Origin of the sequence: Virgisporangium aurantiacum (assembly GCF_016863635.1) — a bacterium.
In the GTDB taxonomy this organism is placed as follows: Bacteria; Actinomycetota; Actinomycetes; order Mycobacteriales; family Micromonosporaceae; genus Virgisporangium; species Virgisporangium aurantiacum.
The window spans coordinates 74,971-94,628 of the sequence record NZ_BOPG01000075.1 but is presented as its reverse complement, the minus strand read 5'-3'; the positions used below and the strand labels follow the sequence as shown (position 1 = coordinate 94,628).

The 19,658-nt window shown below is 68.5% G+C and carries 16 protein-coding genes; 3 read left to right on the top strand and 13 right to left on the bottom strand.

Annotated features, from left to right (window positions below):
* Nucleotides 1-73: 73 nt before the first annotated feature.
* The 4 genes from Vau01_RS48285 to Vau01_RS48270 form a co-directional block, all read right to left on the bottom strand.
* Nucleotides 74-1,660: a GMC oxidoreductase gene (locus Vau01_RS48285; protein WP_204007621.1), complete on the bottom strand. Its 1,587-nt coding sequence runs from the start codon at nt 1,658-1,660 to the stop codon at nt 74-76.
* 63 nt (nt 1,661-1,723) lie between these two features.
* Nucleotides 1,724-2,098 carry a C-glycoside deglycosidase beta subunit domain-containing protein gene (locus Vau01_RS48280; RefSeq protein WP_204007619.1) on the bottom strand — a complete coding sequence of 125 codons (375 nt, stop codon included), beginning with the start codon at nt 2,096-2,098 and terminating at the stop codon, nt 1,724-1,726.
* A gap of 4 nt (nt 2,099-2,102) precedes the next feature.
* Nucleotides 2,103-3,119 carry a sugar phosphate isomerase/epimerase family protein gene (locus Vau01_RS48275; RefSeq protein ID WP_204007617.1) on the bottom strand — a complete coding sequence of 339 codons (1,017 nt, stop codon included), beginning with the start codon at nt 3,117-3,119 and terminating at the stop codon, nt 2,103-2,105.
* Nucleotides 3,120-3,169: 50 nt separating this feature from the next.
* Nucleotides 3,170-3,484: a hypothetical protein gene (locus tag Vau01_RS48270; protein WP_204007616.1), complete on the bottom strand. Its 315-nt coding sequence runs from the start codon at nt 3,482-3,484 to the stop codon at nt 3,170-3,172.
* 337 nt (nt 3,485-3,821) lie between these two features.
* Between Vau01_RS48270 and Vau01_RS48265 the strand changes: the two genes are divergently transcribed.
* Nucleotides 3,822-5,117: an ROK family protein gene (locus Vau01_RS48265; RefSeq protein WP_204007615.1), complete on the top strand. Its 1,296-nt coding sequence runs from the start codon at nt 3,822-3,824 to the stop codon at nt 5,115-5,117.
* A 25-nt stretch (nt 5,118-5,142) separates the two neighbouring features.
* Here the strand turns inward: Vau01_RS48265 and Vau01_RS48260 are convergent, their stop codons facing one another.
* The 4 genes from Vau01_RS48260 to Vau01_RS48245 form a co-directional block, all read right to left on the bottom strand.
* Nucleotides 5,143-5,604, bottom strand: coding sequence for a hypothetical protein (locus tag Vau01_RS48260; protein ID WP_204007614.1), 462 nt, complete (start codon nt 5,602-5,604; stop codon nt 5,143-5,145).
* Nucleotides 5,605-5,654: 50 nt separating this feature from the next.
* Complete coding sequence (locus Vau01_RS48255; protein ID WP_204007613.1) at nt 5,655-6,452, bottom strand: alpha/beta fold hydrolase; 798 nt, start codon at nt 6,450-6,452, stop codon at nt 5,655-5,657.
* A gap of 30 nt (nt 6,453-6,482) precedes the next feature.
* Complete coding sequence (locus Vau01_RS48250) at nt 6,483-7,721, bottom strand: esterase/lipase family protein (RefSeq protein ID WP_204007612.1); 1,239 nt, start codon at nt 7,719-7,721, stop codon at nt 6,483-6,485.
* A 91-nt stretch (nt 7,722-7,812) separates the two neighbouring features.
* Nucleotides 7,813-8,685: an alpha/beta fold hydrolase gene (locus Vau01_RS48245; protein ID WP_204007611.1), complete on the bottom strand. Its 873-nt coding sequence runs from the start codon at nt 8,683-8,685 to the stop codon at nt 7,813-7,815.
* A 218-nt stretch (nt 8,686-8,903) separates the two neighbouring features.
* On the opposite strand from Vau01_RS48245, the gene Vau01_RS48240 reads away from it, so the two are divergent.
* On the top strand, nt 8,904-12,164 hold the full coding sequence (locus Vau01_RS48240; RefSeq protein WP_204007609.1) for an AfsR/SARP family transcriptional regulator: 3,261 nt from the start codon (nt 8,904-8,906) through the stop codon (nt 12,162-12,164).
* A 9-nt stretch (nt 12,165-12,173) separates the two neighbouring features.
* Here the strand turns inward: Vau01_RS48240 and Vau01_RS48235 are convergent, their stop codons facing one another.
* The 5 genes from Vau01_RS48235 to Vau01_RS48215 form a co-directional block, all read right to left on the bottom strand.
* Nucleotides 12,174-13,301: a zinc-binding dehydrogenase gene (locus tag Vau01_RS48235; protein WP_204007649.1), complete on the bottom strand. Its 1,128-nt coding sequence runs from the start codon at nt 13,299-13,301 to the stop codon at nt 12,174-12,176.
* Between the two features lie 735 nt (nt 13,302-14,036).
* Nucleotides 14,037-14,327, bottom strand: a complete 291-nt coding sequence (locus Vau01_RS63965) for a hypothetical protein (RefSeq protein ID WP_239152501.1) — start codon at nt 14,325-14,327, stop codon at nt 14,037-14,039.
* Nucleotides 14,328-14,663: 336 nt separating this feature from the next.
* Nucleotides 14,664-16,541 (bottom strand): SpoIIE family protein phosphatase, encoded by a 1,878-nt coding sequence (locus tag Vau01_RS48225; RefSeq protein WP_239152506.1) that lies wholly within the window; start codon nt 16,539-16,541, stop codon nt 14,664-14,666.
* A 315-nt stretch (nt 16,542-16,856) separates the two neighbouring features.
* A complete protein-coding gene (locus tag Vau01_RS48220; RefSeq protein ID WP_204007604.1) occupies nt 16,857-17,186 on the bottom strand; it encodes an STAS domain-containing protein in 330 nt (109 codons plus the stop codon).
* Nucleotides 17,187-17,377: 191 nt separating this feature from the next.
* Nucleotides 17,378-17,686 carry an STAS domain-containing protein gene (locus tag Vau01_RS48215; RefSeq protein ID WP_204007603.1) on the bottom strand — a complete coding sequence of 103 codons (309 nt, stop codon included), beginning with the start codon at nt 17,684-17,686 and terminating at the stop codon, nt 17,378-17,380.
* A 59-nt stretch (nt 17,687-17,745) separates the two neighbouring features.
* Between Vau01_RS48215 and Vau01_RS48210 the strand changes: the two genes are divergently transcribed.
* The gene (locus Vau01_RS48210) at nt 17,746-19,374 is read left to right on the top strand and encodes a tetratricopeptide repeat protein (protein WP_204007601.1); all 1,629 of its coding nucleotides are present in this window, start codon (nt 17,746-17,748) and stop codon (nt 19,372-19,374) included.
* The last annotated feature ends 284 nt before the right edge of the window (nt 19,375-19,658 follow it).

The window sequence follows — 19,658 nt, the reverse complement described above, 5'->3', positions numbered from 1 at the left end:
GAAACTCCATCCTGTTGTCGACGACGGCTGGGCACTTGTGCGCCTTGTCCTGGCCGTCGCGGTTCGGCGCGGACTATCGGCAGTCCGACAACGCCGGGTGCTCAGCGGTCGCAGTGTCAGACCCCCGGCTAGCGAGCTCGGTGACGATGTGGCGGGCGGATCGGATCGCCAGGGCGACGCTCGCCGCGGTCGGGTTGCCCGCCGTCGGGGTCGGGATGACCCCGTTGCCGCCGACGTAGAGGTTGCGGGTCCCCCAAACGGCGCTGTTGGTGTCGCACACGCTGGTCCCGTCGTCCGTCGCGCCCATCCGGGTCGTGCCCATGTAGTGCAGCGAGCTGCCGGACGGCAGGATGACGGGCGGCCGGCCGGCGACCAGCCCGCCGAGGCCCGCCGCGAGCTTGTCGATGGTGCGCACCATCCCCTCGAGGGTCGCCCGGTCGGCGGCCGTGAGTGTGTAGTGGATGCGGGGCACCGGCAGGCCGTCCGCGTCGAGGTCGTGCTCGTCGAATGCGACCCGGTCGTCGGCCTGCAGCTCCTTGCACCCGAAAATTCCGATTCCGACCAGCGAGCCGGGGACCGGCTCGTCCAGGCCGTCCAGCGGCACGGGCGATGCGTCGAGCTGCATGACCTGCACGTGATACGGAAACTCGTCGCGGCTGTAGGGGATCCAGTTCACCCCGCTGAGGCCGTCCAGCTGGCCGGGCACCCGGTGGGCGCGGACCTCAGGTGGGATCATCTCATCGCGCACGCGGGCCAGCCCGATCGCCTGTGGGTGGTCGTTCAGGTACCGGCCCAGGGCCGGGGGGCGCACTCCGGAGGCGAAAAGCAGCTGCGGCGTGCGGAAGGAGTCGGCGGCGATGACGACGACCCGCGCGGAGACTTCGTACTCCTCGCCGGTGCGCCGGTCGCGAAGACGTGCACCGCGGGCGTTCCCGTCCTCGTGCAGCACCCGTAGGAGAAGCGTCTCGGCGCGGAGCTCGAAGTGCCCCCTCTCGGCGATCGAGTCGAGGATGATGTCGGTGCCGGTCCAGTAGCGGTTGCCGTCGCGGACGCTCACGGCCAGCGGCATTGCCTGGACACCGCGGCCCTCCGGCAGAATGTCGCCCAGGGTCTGCGCCAGTGATGCACGGATGGCTCCGCCGAACGAGGTGCTTTCGAACGCGGACTGGGTGACCTGGAGCAGCCGCCACGCATCGGCGAACAGCGCGTCGAACTCGGCGCGGGGCAGCACGTCAGGCCGCTCGCCGTCACCGAGGGTGGGGCAGGCACAGGTCCAGTGCGCGCCCATGCCGCCCACGTTCGTCGACATGGCGGCCGCTGGCATGCCGTCGTCGGTGAACTCGACCTCCTCGCCACCGAGGAGGTAGGTACCGGGGCGGGCGACCACGGGTGGACGGCCGCCCTCAGCCGCGGTGTTCGCCGTGGGCGTCCTCATCTCGTACTTGTTGCTGTTCGCGCCCTGGGACGCGATCTGGGCCTGGTCGAGCTGCGCCGGGTCGGACAGCGTCTTGACGTGTCGTCCGGGTGGGTCGGTGATCTGCGGACCGCCCTCCACCATCAGGATGCGGAGGGTGGGCGCGAGATCGGAGATTGTCCGAGCGAAGGTGGACCCGATCGGCCCGCTGCCCACGATCAGCACGTCAACGTCGTTTCTAGTCATGCGGTCGGCTCCTTCCCCGAGGGCTCACGCGTTAGATGATCTTCGCTTCGGGCCCGAGCCGTGTCACACGGACACGGTGCGGGTGCGATCCCCGCCGAAGGGGCGGGGGATGTAGGCCGTCCGGATGCGCAGCCGCACCGTGACCTCGTGATCCCCGGACGGCAGCCCACCCGGGGTCAGCCACCGCACGCTCAGGGGTGTGCTGTACTCCCACCGGTAGTCCGTGACGGTGGTGGCCTCGTCGAGGGTGAACCAGTTGTCCCCGTCCGGCGAGATCACCAGTTCCTCCCGGGGCACAGTCGACCCGTCGATCTCGAGGACGACGTTGTGGACCATCGAGAGCGGGATGCCCCGGTAGTAGGTGATCAGGGTCTGAACCTCGAACCCGTTCTCGACGTTGCGGCCGGATCCGTCGATGAAGACGTAGTTGTCGAACATGCCCTCACTTCCCGTCGTCGATATGGGCGGCGAGCATCGCCTGGTGCGCGGCAACCTGGCCCTGGTCGTCGACGCGTTCATCGAGCGGGGTGAAACGGTTGCCCTCGTACTCGGTGGCGAGGTAGCCGTCGTAGCCCAGATGGTTGAGGCGGGTCAGGATCGCGGGGTAGTCGATCGAGTACTCCGCGCCGTCGGGCAGAACCTCGTAGCACTTCGCGTGGCAGTGGCGGATGTAGTCGAAGTGCTCATCCAGCACGTTCAGGGGTGTGCTCTCGTATGTCGTGGAGAAGAAGGCGTACTCCGCGTCGACGTCGTTCCTGATCAGCGACGATACCTCGTCGGGGTAGACGCGTTCGCCCGAGCCGTCAGTGGTGAAGATTCGATAGGTGTCGCCGTGCTGCGCGTATAGCTCGTCGAGCTTGTCGGCGAGTGCGGGGTTCAGGCCGATCGTGCGGAAATAGTTGGTATCGACCCGCGGGCGCCGGTCGCAGAAGATGCCGAAGTCGATCACCAGCCCCAGGCGCTCGGACTGCGTCTTGTGCATCATCTCGATCCACTCGCGGGTGAGCCTGTTGCTGAAGCTCATGGCGGCGTGGATCTCCAAGGCCATGTGCATGCCGATGCTCTCGGCGTAGGACAGCACCTCCAGCGTCACGTCGGCGCGGGTGTTGGACACCAGCCGAACGAGGTTGAAGCCCAGCTTCTTGCTGACGTCGAGTTCCCGGCGGAGCAGTACGGCCTGCTCGGCTGGACGCAGGGTCCGGTTGCGGTAGATGGTGGCGTTGACGAAGACGTCGTTGCACACCGGAGTCAGCCCGGAGGCGCTCAACGCCTCGCGCCACGCGGCAACCGTCTCGTCGGACGGGTACGGGGAGTTTTTGATCATCTGGTCGCTGAGCAGCTCGACACCATGGGCGCCGGTGCCGGCGACGAAGTTCAGCACGCCGGGAAGGTCGAGACGACCCCGGGCGTAGGAATCCTGCAGGCTGTATAGGCTCACAGCGGTCTTGATCTGACTCATGCTCAGCCTTCTACTGTGAAGTTGCGGCTCGTCGGGAGTACCGCGAAACGTCAGTCGACGATCTCGGTGGTGTCATTCGCGACCAGCCGGGCCTTGGCCTTCTCGCTCTGCCGCTGAGCGGATGAAAGAGGAAGGCGACCAGCCTGAGCAGGCTCATCGCCGCCGGCATGATGTTCGTGGCGACGTCGATGCCTACGGTGGCCTGCGCGATCTGCTCCTGCTGGTTGGCGATGTAGCCGAAGGCTCCGGTGGTGAACGCGCACGGTGATGGTCAGGACCGGGGCGGCCCACATGAGCTTGGTACCGAAGGACAGCTTGTCGTCGACGGCATGGGCCACGTCCCGGACCTCGGCGGAATGCTTCACATGTCCCATCTCCGATAACAGGTCGAGGTTGGTGCACGCTGCTCTCCAGTCGGACCCGGGAAGGCGCGGTTGAGTGGGTCGACGAGCCACGAGGTGGATAAAGCGCTACCTGCAGTGACGAAATGTCGGAACTATGGGTTTAGTGCGTGGTGAGCGCGTTGGGCGCTCGTTGTGCTCGTCGCGGGCACAGTCACACGACGAACGGGCGGTGCGTCCGAAGCCCTATCAGCGAAAGCCCCCTTCTCGACTGGGGCCTTCGTTGTGCCTATAGGATTCGAGTGTCCGGTATCATATGCACGAAACGTGCAGAAGTCAACGGTGAAGAGCCTACGCGGTGGTGAAGGCACCCGAGTTGGAGGGGCGCGTCATGCCGAACGCGGGGTCACCTACCGATCCGTGGGCCCAGGTCGCCATGCTTGTGCGTCTTATCCGGACCGGTGAGGCGCAAACCCGTCCCGAACTCGCCGAGGCCACCGGACTGGGTCGGAACGTGATCACGCTGAGGGTGCAGGCGGCCGAGGCGATAGGGTTGATTCGCGCCTCGGGGGCGGCACGATCACGCGGCGGTCGCGCTGCCGACATCTGGGAATTCACCGGCGTGCACCACCACGTATTGGTCGCGACTGTGGATGAAGACGGCTTCCGGGTCGTGCTCGCGAATCTCGATCTGACGCCACTCGGCGAGAGCAGCGTCGAGTGGACCCTGTCCGACGACACCGCTCGTACCTGCGAACGGATGGCGGCCCAGATGGAGACGCTCATCAGCGACCACCGCTCGCCGACGATCTGGGGCATAGGCCTCGGCATGCCCGCCCCGGTCGACGTGACCACCGGGCGCAGTCGCGATCCCGTCATCGCGGGGGCAAAAGGGATTCGCTGGCCGAGAACCTTCGACATCCGACGGTGGTTCATTGACCGGATGAAGGTACCGGTCTGGGTGGACTCCGTGTCGAACCTCGCCGCCCTGGGGGCGGCCTCCGAACCGGAGGCCCCTGCCGACCTGGTCTTCGTTCGTTTGGGCAACGGTGTCGGTAGCGGAATCGTCTCCAACGGCGGGCTGCACCGTGGTGCCGACTCGCTCGCCGGCGAGATCACCCACATCGTCGTGTCGGACGACGCCAGGCGGTTGTGCCTCTGCGGGCGCTCCGGGTGCGTGGATGCGTTCGCAGGGTCGTGGGCGATCGAGGCCGAGGCTCGCCGCGCCGTCGCGCAGGGCCGAAGCCCCTTCCTGGCCGCTCGTGCCGAAGACGGCCTCGGTCTCGCGGTGGTCGTGGCTGGTGCCGAGAGCGGAGACATCGCGTGTGCTGAGATCGTTCACAGCGCCGCGGAAGCCCTCGGCCGAGGACTTGCCACGGTGGTGACGTGGTTCAACCCACGCAGGGTCGTCGTCGCTGGAAACGATCTCGCTTCGAGCCCCCTGTTCCGACACATCCTCACTCGGACATTGCAGTCCCAGGCGTTGTCGGCGTGCATCGAGCACTTGGAGCTCAGGATTGGGCCTGGTCAGGCGGCGGAGGTGGTGGGTGGCCTCTCCCTGGTCCGCGACGCGTTGCTCGCGCCCAGCCATCTGGCCGCGTGGGCGCCGACCGGTTCGCCGGCAGACTTCGGAGCTGCGGTGCTGGCCATCGGTTGAGACGAGGCGGGGTCGCGCCCCATCTTCAGTTATCACGGCGGTGGTTCGACTCGTGCCAGTTGGCGTGCCTCGTCGGCTGCGCATCAACCGGGAATACCCGACCGAGGTCGACGATGCTCACTGTGACGACCTGCGTCGAGAATGGATAGACGATGCGGACGCTTTGGAGGACCACGCGTGCATCGTTCTGATTTTCACGGCGTGGAACAGCAGAATGGGCCGCGGACCTGCGGTCGTCGCTACCCGCTCTCGTCGCGCTGCTGCGGCTTCTCCCCGCAGCGACCATGACAAGGACACCGAACTCCTCGTGCTGCAGCGCCATCTCAACGACCAGCAGATCCGATTCCAGCCTGCCGATCGGGCGCCGCAGGCCGCTCTGCTCCAGCCGCTGCCCCGTCCTTCCCTGCAACGGCTCCGCCCACAGGTCCTCCCGGGCACCCAAGGTCGCCGCGTCCGCCGTATGGCAAATCCTGCGTGAGGCCGGCACCGACCCTGCTCCGGATCGGACCGCGACGACGTCGGCGGCCTTCCCGCGCGTCAGGTCGCGTCGATGAACTTCGTCAGGGCCTCGTTCCAGTCGACGCGGTCCTCGATGAAGGCGACGTGGCCGCTGTTCTCGAAGTAGGTGAGCCGGGCGCCGGGTACACCGTCCGCGACGACCTCCGACCATCGGGGATCCCAGACCTTGTCGTGGCGGCCGGCGAAGACCGCGACGGGGATCTCAATCCGTGGTAGGTCGGCGCGGACGTCCTCGGCGAGGAGGGACTCGAAGCTGGTGAGGCCGACGAAGGCCGGCACTCGCCAGCCCATCTGGATGAACCAGTCGCGGGTGGCGGTGAGGTCGGTGCGGTGGAAGTTGTTGCCGTAGAGGCCGACGACGGTTTCGGTCCGGGCGTGGCGGATCGCGTCGACGAGACCCTGGACCTCGGCCGGTGGCGTGCCGAACGGCACGTCGTCGGCGGCGTGAAACCGTGGGCCGCTGTTGGTGATGACGAGCCGGGTGACCGGCGCGCCGATCGTGGCGACGTATTTGAGTCCGAGGTGGCCGCCCATCGACCAGCCGACGAGCGTGACGTCGGACAGGTCGAGGCCGGTCATCAGGGCTCGCAGGTCCCGGCAGAACATCGGGTAGTCGTAGCGACCCCAGGGCTTGTCGGAATCACCGTGTCCACGCAGATCGACGGTGATGCAACGGTAGCGGTCGGCCAGGTCGAGCACCTGCAGGTCCCAGGCGTCGCCGGCGCCGGCCCAGCCGTGCACGAACACGATGGGCCGTCCGGTGCCACGGTCCTGGTACGCGATTCGTACACCGGGTTCGACTTCGAAGGTGGGCATGCTGCTTGCTCCTGTCTGCGGTGGGTCGGCTCAGTTCAGCCAGGTGGCGATTTGGTTCTTGGCGGAGGTGTCCCAGGCGAGCTTGAGGTGGTTCAGGTTGCTCAGGGTCGTGTTGGCGGTGACCGCGCCGATGCCGCCCGGGTCCGTGCAACTGGCCGTGAAGATCGTGCCGTCGCTGGGTCCGGTGTGCTCGTTGTGCCACGGATACGGGATGTCGGCGGTGTTGCCGCACAGCAGGTAGGTGGAGATCGAGGCCGGAACTCCCGCGGAGCGGATGGGTCCGATCACCGAGCCCTGGCCGATGGCGTAGTTGATGCCGAGGCTGGAACTGTAGGTGCCGACGCCGCCGTTGTAGGTGGTGTACGCGTCGAAGTCGGCCGGGTCGAGCGGGTAGGTGGCGTCCCAGCGCCGGAGCATCTGCCGGATCCCCGGGAAGTAGTCGCCGGCGGGGGTGATGTAGGCCGTCAGTTCCGGATGCGAGTACAGGGTGCCGTAGCAGTTCTGCGCCAGCGCCGCGGTCCCTCCGATCGCCGCGCCGCCACATTCGGCGTACGTCAGGATCGCGGGGTAGGTCCCGTGCCGGAACGTCCAGTCCCAGCCGTTGTTCGGCCCGCCGATGAGGATCAGCTTGCGCACGTCGCCCCCGTACGGCGAGCCCCAGGGCTTCTTGACGCCGGACACGTACATCCGGGCGGCCACCGCGCCCATGCTCCACGCCACCACGTCGACCTTCGGAGCGCCGGTCGCCGACCTGATGGTCCGGACGGCGTTACGGATCTGCTGCGCGTGGTTGTAGTTGTTGCCCGCGCTGTGCGGGAAGGTGAGCGCGAACACCTTGTAGCCGGCGCCGGACAGCGCCTGCATGAGCCCAGTGTTCGGACAGCTCGAGGCGCCACACCCGATATGGGACGTGCTCGGGTCGGCCCAGGCCATGTCGGCGTGCTCGTACGCCCCCGGTACCAGGAGCACGGGGGTGGGTTTCGCGTTGGTGTTCCAACCCGGGGCGTACGAGAGCAGGTACCGGCCCATGGCCGGTCGGGCGACGTTGCCGAAGAACGTCCTGCGTTGTCCGGTCTGGTCGAGGCGGCCGTCCGCCGGGTAGTTGGCGGTGATATAACCGGGGTTGGAGTCGTACCAGCGCTCGACTTTGGCCCAGCCGTACGAGACGGAGGTGTAGCTCGCCTCGAGGGTGACCGGGCCGGTGGCGTTCGCCGTGACGGGTGTGGCGGCGACCAGCGCCGCCACGCCGAGTACGGACGCGACCGTCATCGCTGCGCGACGGGACCAATGCGACATCAGTCGCCCTTCTGCTCGTGAAGTATGGGTGTCGTGGGGCTGGCGCCCACGGTAGGAAGGACGGTTACGGGCGCGTTACGGCAGTGGTCGTACGCCGGAGCGACCGGTAGAACTCGGAGATCAGGTCAGCGACCCGATCCGGCTGTTCGAACCAGGTGAGATGCCCGGCGCCCGTCAGCACGCAGAGCCGGGCATCCGGGATCGCGCCGACGAGAGCGAACGCGTTGGGCAAGGGGACAACCCGGTCCGCTGTACCGTGAATGATCAAGGTGGGCGCGCTTACCCGCTCGACGTGGACGCCGCTGCCGAGATAGTCGGCGCAGGCGCCGTACTGGGCCCGCCAGGCCGCCGGCGGGGTCGGAAATGCGAGCCTGCGACGCAGTATGTCCTCGAAGTCCTGTGGCCGCTCATCGGTCCAGCCGGGCCGGAACGACAGCGGCATCGTCTCCCGGGCGAACGGCCCCGGCGGCAGGCCGGAAGCGGCGTCCCAGGCCCGCCGGGTCTGTTCTGGGACGTCGGTGGCGTGGCCACCGCCGCCGCTGGTCGCGATGAGCACTAGGGAGCTGACGAGATCCGGGCGGCGAAGTGCGACGGTGAGCGCGATGTAGCCACCCATCGAGTAGCCGATGAGATGCGACTGGCCGCAGAGCCGCTCGATCACCGCGACCGCGTCCTCGGCGAGCAGCCGGATCGAGTATGGCCCGTCGGGCTTGTCCGAGCGGCCGCTCCCCCGGTTGTCGTAGGTGACAAAGGTGTGTTCACGGGACAAGATCGGTCGGATCGGCTCGGCCGCCCACGAGGCGTAACCGAGTCCGTGCACCATGACGACCGGCGGACCGTCCCCGCCGCCTTCGGCGTGCAGGCTGATCCCGTCGGGTGCCGTCACCTGCTCGACCCACCCGCCGCCCGCTCCGGTCGCGTCGACCGTTTCACCCATGGCGTAGCCTCCCGCTGCACGTGACGGCCGACGTTAAAATGCCGCGGTTACCCGCCCGTTACACCGGCCGGGCCGCACGCGCGCAGCGCCGGTAACGCCGCCGTAACCGCACGCTTGATACTCCCGGGACGTATCGGTGGCTGCGGCGGACCGCTGCATGACAGGCTTGCCGAGGTCGGCGTTCCCGCCGGCGATGCGACGAAAAGGTTTCGGCATTGATGCCTGACTCCCGCCCGCGGCAGGGTCCCGGTTGGCCGGACGGTGGCGCCCGAGTCGTCGACCGGCGGCGGTTGCGCGTCCCGCGGCAGCCGGGCCCGGAGACTGTTCGGCCACGCATCGAGCGCCTGGTCGGTCAGGTCGCCGTGCACCCCATGATCCTGATCGAGGCCGACGCCGGCTACGGCAAGACCGCGTTCGCCCGCCGGGTCGCCGATCGCTACCCGACGGCCTGGTACGCCGTCGATCGGCAGGACAAAGACCTGTTCGTGCTGATCTCTCACCTCGTCTCGACCCTCGACGGCATCGCGCCCGGCCTGGCCGGCCGGCTCGACCCGGTCCTGCAAGCGGCGGGCGGGGTCGCGTCGACCTGGCCGGAGGTCGTCGACGCCGTCGCCGACGCCGCCGAGGAGCTGATTACCTCGGCGGAGGCCGTCTGCGTCCTCGACGACTACCACTTGGTGGACGATCCGCTGGTCTCGGCAGTGGTCACCCGGTTCGTCGAGCGGCTGCCGTCCCGCCTGCACCTCGTGATCGGCGCCCAGGCCCGGCCGGCCCTGCCCAAGCTGGACCGGTGGCGGGCGGAGGGGTGGGTGGCGAGCGTCGACCGCAACGATCTCGCGTTCCACCGCGACGAGATGTCCAGCTACTACATCGAGCGGCACGGCCTCACGCTCACTGGTGAGCAACTCGGGCGGCTCGCCGATGTGACCGAAGGCTGGCCGATTGCCATGTACCTCGCCGGCCGCCTGTTGCAGGCGGGTTCGGCCAGTGGCTTCGACGAGCTGATCCGGCGGACGCCTGACGGTTGGCGGGAGATTCACGGCTACCTCCGCGAACATGTCCTCGGCCAACACTCCGCACAGACCCGCGCCTTCCTGCTCGCCACCGCGCAGCTCAGCAGCTTCGACAAGGAGATCTGCGACGTGCTCATGGTCGGCGACACGAGCCCGCAGCTGCAGCTGGTCAACGACTGGGGTCTGTACTGCGTCTCCGACGGTCACGGCGGACATCGGTACCAACACTGGTTCCGGGACTTCCTGCGGGCCGAATGCGACCCGGTGAGCGCGGCGATGTATCACAATCGGGCCGCGGAGCACTTCCGGTCGACCGGGAGCCTGGAACTGGCCTTCACCCACGCCATCAGCGGACGCGACTTCGACCGGGCGGCCGATGACCTGTCGCGCCTCGGCCCGTCCCTGATGCACGCGGGGCGCTACGTCACCCTCCTGGAGCTGTCGGAGGCGCTGCCCGAGCATCTACGCGCCCGCCATGCCCGGATCCTCATCGCCCGCAGTGCGGCGCTGCGCCTGACCAGCCGGTACCGCACGGCGCTGGATGCCGCCAGGCAAGCGGCCGTCCTCGCCGCGGACGCCGGCGACCTGGCCGCGGCGTTCGACGCCAGGATGGCGGAGACGAACGTCCATCTCGACACGGTGATGCCCTCGAAGGCCGCCGCCCCGCTCGATGCCATGCGAACGATGCTTCCCCACGTGGACGGCGAGCGTCGTCGCCTCTACCACGATGCGGTCGTGGAGAGCCACATCAACGAAGGTCGCCTGGACGAGGCGGATGCCGGCTCGGCGGGTCTGCACCACGACGGTCTCCCGCGGCATCTGCGCGTGCGGTTGCTGGTCCGCCGGGGCGACCTGGCCGGTGCGCTCGCGTTGGTCGACCAGGACGGTCCGGACCGGGCGCCCCGGGTCCCGCGTTCGCACCGGGAGCAGCAGGCCCTGCGGGCCTGGATCTACGCCCTCATGGCGCAGGGCGACGACGCCCGTCGTCATGCCGCCCTGGGGATCGCTGCCGGGCGGGAGCTGTTCTCACCGATCATCGAATGTGTCTGCACCGCGCGGATGGGATTGGCCCGGCTCTGCGGCCCGGACCCCGATCCCGCCGAGGCCACAGAACACCTGGTCCGGGCCCTGACGATGGCCACGGAGATCGAGGTCCCGCGCTTCCGGGCAGAGCCGCTCATCGGGCTGTGCGTCGCGCACGGCCGTCTCGGCGCGTGGCCGACAGCGTGGCGCTACGGATGCGAGGTACTCGAGATCCTCCAGCACGCCGGCGACGCCTACCTCACGGCGTTCGCGCGGTTGGCCATCGGGATTGCCGCCGCGCAGGTGGCCCATCCTGACGCCGGGACGTGGCTGCGCCAAGCCGCCAACGAGGCCACCGGGCGGGGCGACCGTTACGTGAGCACCTGTGCCGAACTCTGGCTCGCCCACGGCGCGCTGACAATCGGTGCGTCGCAGTCCTTCGAGAAGCATGCGGCCCGCGCGTTGCGCGGGATGCAGGGCAACGGCATGGACTACCTGCTGCTGGACTCGCCGTGGACTGGACTCCCTGACCTCGCGAGCCGGCAGGCGCTGGTGGACCGGATGACAGCGGTCGCGGAGGTCGGCGGCTATGCGCGGTACCTCGCGAAGCAGCTGCGGGCGTCCGGTTCGCACGCCGCGGCGGTGGCCCCAGCGCCGGGCCGCCGGCTCCAGCCGGAACAGCAGCCCGCAATGACCGGTGGTCATGGCCTGTACCTGCGGACCCTGGGCGGTTTCGTCGCCTGCCGCGACGGAGTCACCATCGATCGCGCGGCGTGGGGGCGGCGCAAGTCGCTCGAGCTGCTCTGGCTCATGTGCACCCGCGAAAGCCGATCGGTCGGCCGCGAAGAGGCCGTCGACCTGCTGTGGCCGGACGAGAACGTGGATCCGGGCTCAGTGCGGTTCCGCGTCGCTCTACATGCGCTCAACGAGGCCCTCGAGCCGGACCGGCCACCGCGCGGACGGACCCGCTTCGTACACAGCTCCGGCGACCGGGTGGTCCTCGATGACGGGGTCGGCATCGACATCCACGAGTTTCGAGAACTGTCCGGCCAGGCCCTGACCGAACGCGACCCGGCCCGCGCGGCGCTTCTGGCCCACCGGGCCACGCTGGTCTACAAGGGGCACTTCCTCGCCGAGGAGGCGCCATACGCCGACTGGGCCACCGCCACCCGCACCGAACTGGCCGACACGTTCCGCCAGACCGCGATGGTCAGCGCCGGCCACGACGTGGCAAGCGACGACGCGGGCCGGGCCGTCGCCGTCCTGCGCCGGATCCTCGCCGACGACCCGTACCACGAGGCCGCCTACCGCCTGCTCGCCCGCGCATACCTTCGGCTCGGCCAGCCGGCGGCCGCTCGCGCGGTGTTCGAGGAGTGTTCCGAACGGCTACGGCGCGAGCTGCAGGTGACACCGAGCTGGCGGCTGGCGGAGCTGACCGGTTGATCGCGTGCGTCAGGACAGCACCAGGACCTGACGAGCCGTCGCGCCGGCCGCCAACCGGTCCATGGCTTCGTTGATCTCCGCGAGCGCGAAGGTGCTGCCCGCCAGCAGGTCGACCGGCAGCAAGCCCGCCCGGTACAGCGCGATGTAGCGGGGGATGTCCCGCCGGGGAACCGACGAGCCCATGTAGGAGCCCACCAGGCGGCGCTCCTCGGCGACGATGCTAAGCGCCGGCACGGCGACGCGCTGGTCCGGATGCGGGAGCCCGATCGCCACGGTCGTCCCCCCGCGACGAGTCGCGTCGTAGGCCGTGGCCAGCGCGGCAGTGCTGCCGACCGCTTCAAAGGCGACATCGACGCCGCCGGAGGTCAGCTCGCGGACGGCGTCCACGCTTTCGTCGTCGCCATGCAGCACGTGAGTGGCCCCGACAGCGGCGGCGAGGGCGAGCTTGTCCGGTGTCACATCGATGGCCACGATCGGATGGCACCCGGCCAGCCGGGCACCCATGACCGCAGCCAGCCCGACCCCGCCGAGCCCGACGACCAACGCCGAGGACCCTGGGTGAACCCGAGCGGTGTTGACCACCGCACCCACGCCCGTCAGGAGTGCGCAGCCGAACAGCGCCGCGCGGTCCAGGGGCAGCTCCACCGGCACGCGCACCAGCGACTGTTCGGCACAGACGGTGTGTTCGGCGAAGCCGGAGACGCCGAGATGGTGGTTGACCGGCTGGCCGTCCTGACGCGACCAGGCGCGTCGTCCCGACAACAGGGTGCCCGCGCCATTGGCCGCGGCGCCCGGTTCGCACAGCGGGGGCCGGCCGGACTGGCAGGGGACGCACGCGCCGCAGGCCGGCACGAAGGCGAAGACCACGTGATCGCCCGGCCGCACAGCCGTCACGTTCGTGCCGACGGCTTCGACGATGCCCGCTGCCTCGTGGCCAAGCACCATCGGCACCGGGCGGATCCGGTTGCCGTCCACGACCGACAGGTCGGAATGACACAGACCGGCCGCGCAGACCCGAACCAGCACCTCACCGGCGGCCGGGTCGGCGAGCCAAAGCGTCTCGATGCCGACCGGGCGGCTCTCGGCGAACGGCGCCGCGCCTGCAATCGTGGTCAAGACGGCGGCCGACGTCAACATCACAGGTCGCTCCTCAAGGGCTTGGAGGTGGCTGCTTGGGGTGGCTCGGGGATAACAGGTTCGGACCGGGTCGTTACGCCACCGTTACAGCGTCACCCCGGCCAGCGCGAGAACGCCGGACTCGGAGTAGTCGTCCATCGCGCTCCGGACACCTACGCGCCCGACAACCAGACCGGCTCGGCCTGTGGAGTGCCGAGGCCGCAGCTCGACGCAGCCTGCGGTGGTTTGGGGCCCCCTGCGGAGCGACCCCGGAGGACCTACCTCCACCTCCTGCACAGCACCGCATCCGGCGAGTCCTACACCACTTTCGGACTCCCTTCCGCGTTCGGGACGCACTTCAGGTCGAAGTAACTAATTAATTAATCAGCGTCGATCTACCCGTGTTTCTGTGCACGACGGGGGGAGTGGCATAGAGCCGGCGTCCTCGCACACTTCGAAAAACTCGGCCAAGCCACGGGCATGCGCGTCGATCGTCCGAGCCGCACGACCCAGACCGGTCCACACCCGCAGCCACTCGAGCGCACGCTGATGCCGGGCCAGGACCGGCCACTTCTCCTCGACGATCATCGCAGAACTCAACCAGGACGGCATCGCCCGGCAACGCTCTCGACCTGGGGTTCAGCCCACCGCGTGATTCCAAAGAACTGTAGTGATCAAACACCAGATGTACGGTCGAGCGAAGCTCGACTCCTCCGCAAGCGGACACTGCTGGCCCCGTGACGCCAAGCCCGCCGATCAGTCCCCGCAGAACCACAGATATCGATGCTGACCTTCCATAACCATCGCCGCCAGACGCCGAATCTCCGCAGCCGCGGCCACCGGGATCACGCCGGACGGCAGCCGTTCCAACTCCGCCAGCAGCATCGGAACCTGCCGCTGGTTGAAGACGGTGTCCAGGTATGCGCACAGCCCGGCCAGCATGGGATACACCGAGCCGTCAAGATCGATCAGATCCTGAGTCCACTCGAAGCCGGATGCATGCGCAAGAACAGGGCCGGAGTCCCCTCGCACCTGTAGGTCGATCACCACGCCACGATAGACATCCCGACCGAAAGATCATTCACGGAAAGTGGACCAGAACCGGCGAACTCGGTCATAACCAGCCGGGGCCACGGTACTCAGGCACGTCGGACGGGGACGACGAAGGCACGGTCGTTCATCCGCTGGCCTACCGGGTTCCTGGCCGGGTCGGCTCAGCTGGGCCTGTGGGAGACCCAACCGTTCTCGTGCTCGAACGCCGAGTGGCAGGTATGGATGACCGGCTGCGCATTCGGGCGGGTTGGGTCGTGGGCCGGTGGTGCGAGCGGTTGCGGGTTGGGCCGGCGGAGTCCGGCCCTCAACGACGTGCGTCCGTAGGACTGGTTATCGGGTGGGGAGGGGTCGGGCGGCGAGGGTGCAGGTGTCGTCGTCGGGGTTGGCTCGGGGTAGTCGGGTGAGTAGTTCGGCGAGGGGTTGGTTGGTGTGGCTGGCGGTGATCTGGTTCAGGGCGTTCTTGACCGGGGTGAGGCCTTCGGCGAGTGAGCGGTTGCGGTGTTCGATGAGGCCGTCGGTGTAGAACAGCAGCAGGTCGCCGAGGGTGAGGGTGATGGTGGCCGTGTCGTAGGTGGCGTTGTGGGTCGCGCCGAGGAGGATGCCGTCGGGTCGTTGTAGTTCGGTGGTGGTGCCGGCGCGGCTGCGCAGGGGGGCGGGGTGTCCGGCCTGTGCCCATCGCAGGGTGGCTGTGTCGGGGTGGTAGCGGCCGACGATCGCGGTGGCGGTGGTGGGGGCGGTGCGGCCGGCGCAGATCAGCCGGTTGAGGTGGGTCAGCAGTTGGGCCGGTTCGGTGGTGGTCAGGGTGGCCAAAGCCGAGAATGCCTGGCGTAGTTGGGCCATGGTGGCGGCGGCGTGGATGCCGTGTCCGGCGACGTCGCCGACGGCGAGCACGATGTGGCCGTCGTCGGTGGTTTCGGCGTAGAACCAGTCGCCGCCGATCCGGTCGGTCTGTTCGGCGGGGAGGTAGCGTACGGCGACCCGGAGTCCGGGTAGGTCGATCGGGTCGGCCGGGATGGGTAGCACGATGTGTTGCAGCCGGGCGGCGAGTAGGTGTTCGGCGGCCAGTAGTCGCTGGTGGTCGGCCAGTTGTGCTTCGACGTCGAGGAGTTTGATCCGGGTGGTTTCGGCGGTGGTGACGTCCTGCACGATGCCGTAGATCTTGACCGGCCGGTTGTGGCTGTCGCGGACCGCGTCGGCCACGGTGCGTACGTGTTTGATCCGGCCGCCGACCCGGATCCGGTGGGTGATGTCGATGGTTTCGCCGCGTGCGAACGCCTCGGCCGCCTGCCGACGGATGGGTTCGTCCTCGGGCACGGTGAGTGCGTCCTGCTCCTCGCTGGTGAGTGGCCCGTCGTCGGGGTCGCGTTCGTAGATGCGGTACAGCTCGGCCGACCACTGGACCGCGCCGGTGACCAGGTCGGCCTCGCCCCAGCCGAGCTGACCGAGCCGTTCGGTCTGGTCGATCCGTTCGGTCAGCCGGGTCTCCTCGTCGTGGCGGACCCAGGTGTTGAGCAGGCCGGGGCCGACCGGTTGCACCTGCACGGTGAGGGTGATCTGGGCCGGGGCCTGTTCTGGCGTGCCGGGGTACAGGATCGGCCCGACGTCGCGGGGCTGCCCGTCGGTGTGCGCGTCGCACCAGGCCTGCCAGACCGGTCCGCCGACCATGGTGGGGTACGCGTCGCTGACGCGCCGGCCGACGATGTCTGGGCTGCGGCGTCCGGACAGGTCGGTCATCGTCGGGCTGGCCGCGGCGAGCAGCCAGTCAGTCGCCTCGCCGGCCTCGTTGCCGGCCTCGTCGTGGACCGGCAGCAGCGCGGTGTGCTGGCCCGGCATCGCGTCGAGGACCTGTTGCATCATCTGCGTCCAGTCGCCGACGGGTTCTTCCCGCGCCGGGGGTGGGTGTCGGCGGCGGGTCGCCGCCCGTGGGGCGGTTGCCTGGTCGGTCGCGGCGCGCAGCCGTCGGGCCGCCGCCCCGGCCGGGCTCTCGAGCGCGTCGAGCAGTTCGCTGGCGACGGCGGCCGGCGCTCGGTTCTGTTCGGAGGCCAGCCGCAGCAGATGTGCGTGCGCCTGACTGACCCGACAGCCGACCCGTCCCGCGAGCAACCCGGCCGCGGCCTGCACGATCGCCGCGGGATCCAGCCGGGCCTGGGCGACCGCGGCGTCGATGTCGGCAAGCCGCCGCTGGTACCCCTCGTGTCCGTCCAGCATGGTCACGGCCCTTACCCGCCCTGGCACGGAGTCGACCGCGCCATGTCGGAGTTGGGCGTCGTCGGCGCGTCCGGGCTCTGCGGCTGGTCGCGCTGGCGGAGCCGTCGCGCTAGCGGCGGCCGGCACCCGGCCGTGTACTGACAGATTTCCCGCGGGATGCGGTGACTCGGTGCCATGACCGTCTCGCTGTGCATGGCGACAGCCACCACCTCCAGGCTGAGCCGTGCCTGCCCAATCTGGACTTCGAACTCGACCATCCGCTGCGAATGGCCTCGGTCGACCTCCATCGGGGACAGGTTCGCACGTGTTGGCCGGTCATCCGTCATCGGAAGCAATGCCCAGACCGAAGGCCTCCAACAGGCCGGCGAGACGCAACTGGTCGAAAACCCTGTCGCTGGGCCGCTCGACGCGGAACTCCGCCCCTACCTCCCTGGCGGCTCGCATCGCGTGGACCAGCATGCTCATGCCGGAGGAATCCAGGAAGGTCACCTCGACGATGTCCACCAGCACCGCCGTTGGACAACGCTCGGCGACCGCGCCACGCACCGCATCGACCAGCGGGGCCGCGTTGGTGAAGTCCACCTCGCCGCGCAGCATCACCGTCATCGTGCCGTCGCCGACACCGCCGATCGAAATGGTCTGCATGGGCGGCCTCCACTTACCTCGGCGTGTCTGAGCCCGACGCTACGCCGCCACCACCATCACCGACAGTACCGACCAGAGCACCCACCCGATTGGCTTGCGCACGCCTTGGCGCCACCCGCGTGAACGTCGTGGTGTGCAATGTTTCGACCGTGCCGGCCAGCTGCCGATTCGCGAAACGCCGTCGGCGCAGGCTACGCGGGCGGCAACGCCTGGCCACGGGTGGAGTGGATGGCGAAGACCTGATCGAGCCCAGTCAGATGGAATAACCGCAGGACGAACGGATTGCTGATCACCAAGTGGATGCGGCCGCTGTTGCGACCGAGCCGGCTACGCGCGCCGACGAGGACACCCAGAATGGTGGAGTCGACGAACGTTACGTCGCTGAGGTCGATGACGAGCCGGCGCGGATCAGCGGCAATGGCGTCGGCCAAACCGTCCCGAAGTTCGTCCGCGGACTCCATGTCCAGTTCACCGGACGCGGTGACGACGGCCGAATCCACGGCTGCAGCACGCCACCGAGCACGCCCCACACGCTCGGATTACCCAGCACCTCGCCGGCGTGCCCGAACTGCTGGCCCGCTACCGAAACCCTGAGACACCAGCCGCCCGCGCGATCATGGACGTCGCCATCGACGCGCGCCGCCTAGGCCATCCACCAGCTATTCCGCACGCCCTACTGGAACACGCCGCCCCTGGCTACCTTGACGACCACCAGTGGGATCAGGCGGGCGACGACTGGCTGGAACGAGCGCTCGCCTTCACCGGGAACCCATGCCATGGGGTCCCCGGTCCACTGACCCGGATCCGCCCCCGACCCACCGAACTCGCCACCGCAGGCGGCCCGCACTACCGCCTCGCCGACGCCCTGGAACAGACCGGCCACACGGAACGCGCTGCGGTGTTTCCGCCCGATTCGTTCTGGACCGCTGCCGCCACCATCACCAACCCAGAAGTACTAGATCAACTCGGTATTCAGGCGTTATCTCGTGGCCGTTACCAGCACGCCGCCACCTTGTTCCAGCACGCGGCCGATCGCGGCCACCGCAGCGCCCTGCGCGAACTGGGCAGGTTACGGGAACGGGCCGGCGACCACGCTGGGGCGGAGGCCCTCGCCATGCGATCCGCCGACCTTGGCTATACCGCCCCGACGCTCGACCGCGCCGAGGTACGAAAGGCGGCCGGCGACCATGCCGCAGCCGAAGGACTGTATCGAGATGCCGCCAACCGCGGCGATCCTGCCGCACTGAGCGGGTTAGCCGCGCTACGAGGACGGGCCGGCGACACCGCTGGTGCCGAGGCCCTCGCCATTCAGGCTGCTGATCTTGGTCATCCCATCGGACTACTGTGGGTGGCGATGCAGCGGGAGGAAGCCGGCGACCGTATGGGCGCTGAAGCGCTGGCACGACAAGCCGCGGAGTATGAGTTCCTCGTCCCCCTGGGTGTCCTCGCCCATCTGCGCGAAAGGCACGGGGACTACGCCACCGCTGAGGCCCTTGCGGTGCAGGGCGTCGAGCGCGACGACCCGGAGGCGCTGGGGTTAATGGCCCGATTGCGGGACCGAGCCGGCGACCATTCAGGTGCTGAGGCACTGGCTTTAGAGGCATCCAACCGTGGCGACCCGAACGCAGTCACCGAGTTTGCCCGCTATCTGCGCAATGACCTCGGCGAACGCAGTCGCGCGGAAGCCTTCGTCGAACGCGCTGTCGACCGCGGTGATCTCTTTGCACTTGGGGACCTGGCGGACATCCGCGTCGAAGTGGGCGACTATGCCGGTGCTGAGGCCCTGGCGATGCGCGCGGCTGTCCTCGGCGATACTGCTGTGCTGGTCATCCTCGCGGCGCGTCGCGCGGAAGCCGGAGACCACAGCGGTGCCGAGGCGCTCTACCAGAGAGCTGTCGAGCATGGCGACACCATGGCGCTGCGGGAATTGGCTCAGATGCGAAATGATCTCAATGACCATGCCGGTGCCGCGGAACTGTTCTTGCAGGCGGTCAACTGTGGCGAGACCAGCGCCCTCAACGACCTCGCCCGGCTGCGAGACCAAACGGGGGATCATCTCGACGCTGATCGGATACGGCGGTTCGGCTTGACCAGTGATGGAAAGCCAGCGATCTCATTGGACGTCAACCCGCCGACCGCGGAAACTTCTGATCGAATGTGCGGTAGCGGTGAAGCGCGGGAAGGGTGAAAAACTGATCCGGCAGCGGACCAGATTCAATGAGACGGGCCCTGACCAGACTTTCTCACCGAATCCGATCCGCCGGAGCTCGGCAGCCTCGCATCTGGATCAATTTCGTTGAGAACTCACAACTACCCGGGACGGATGCTGGCGCGTCGAGGTGGGAGGTACCGGCGCACTCGTCGTCTGGTACCAGCTCGTTGGTCCCGACGTTGACCGGTGGCTGCCGTCCATGCCTGCGCTCATCACTGAACTCGAACAGCATGCCGTCCAGCTGGCTGACCTCGCCGAAG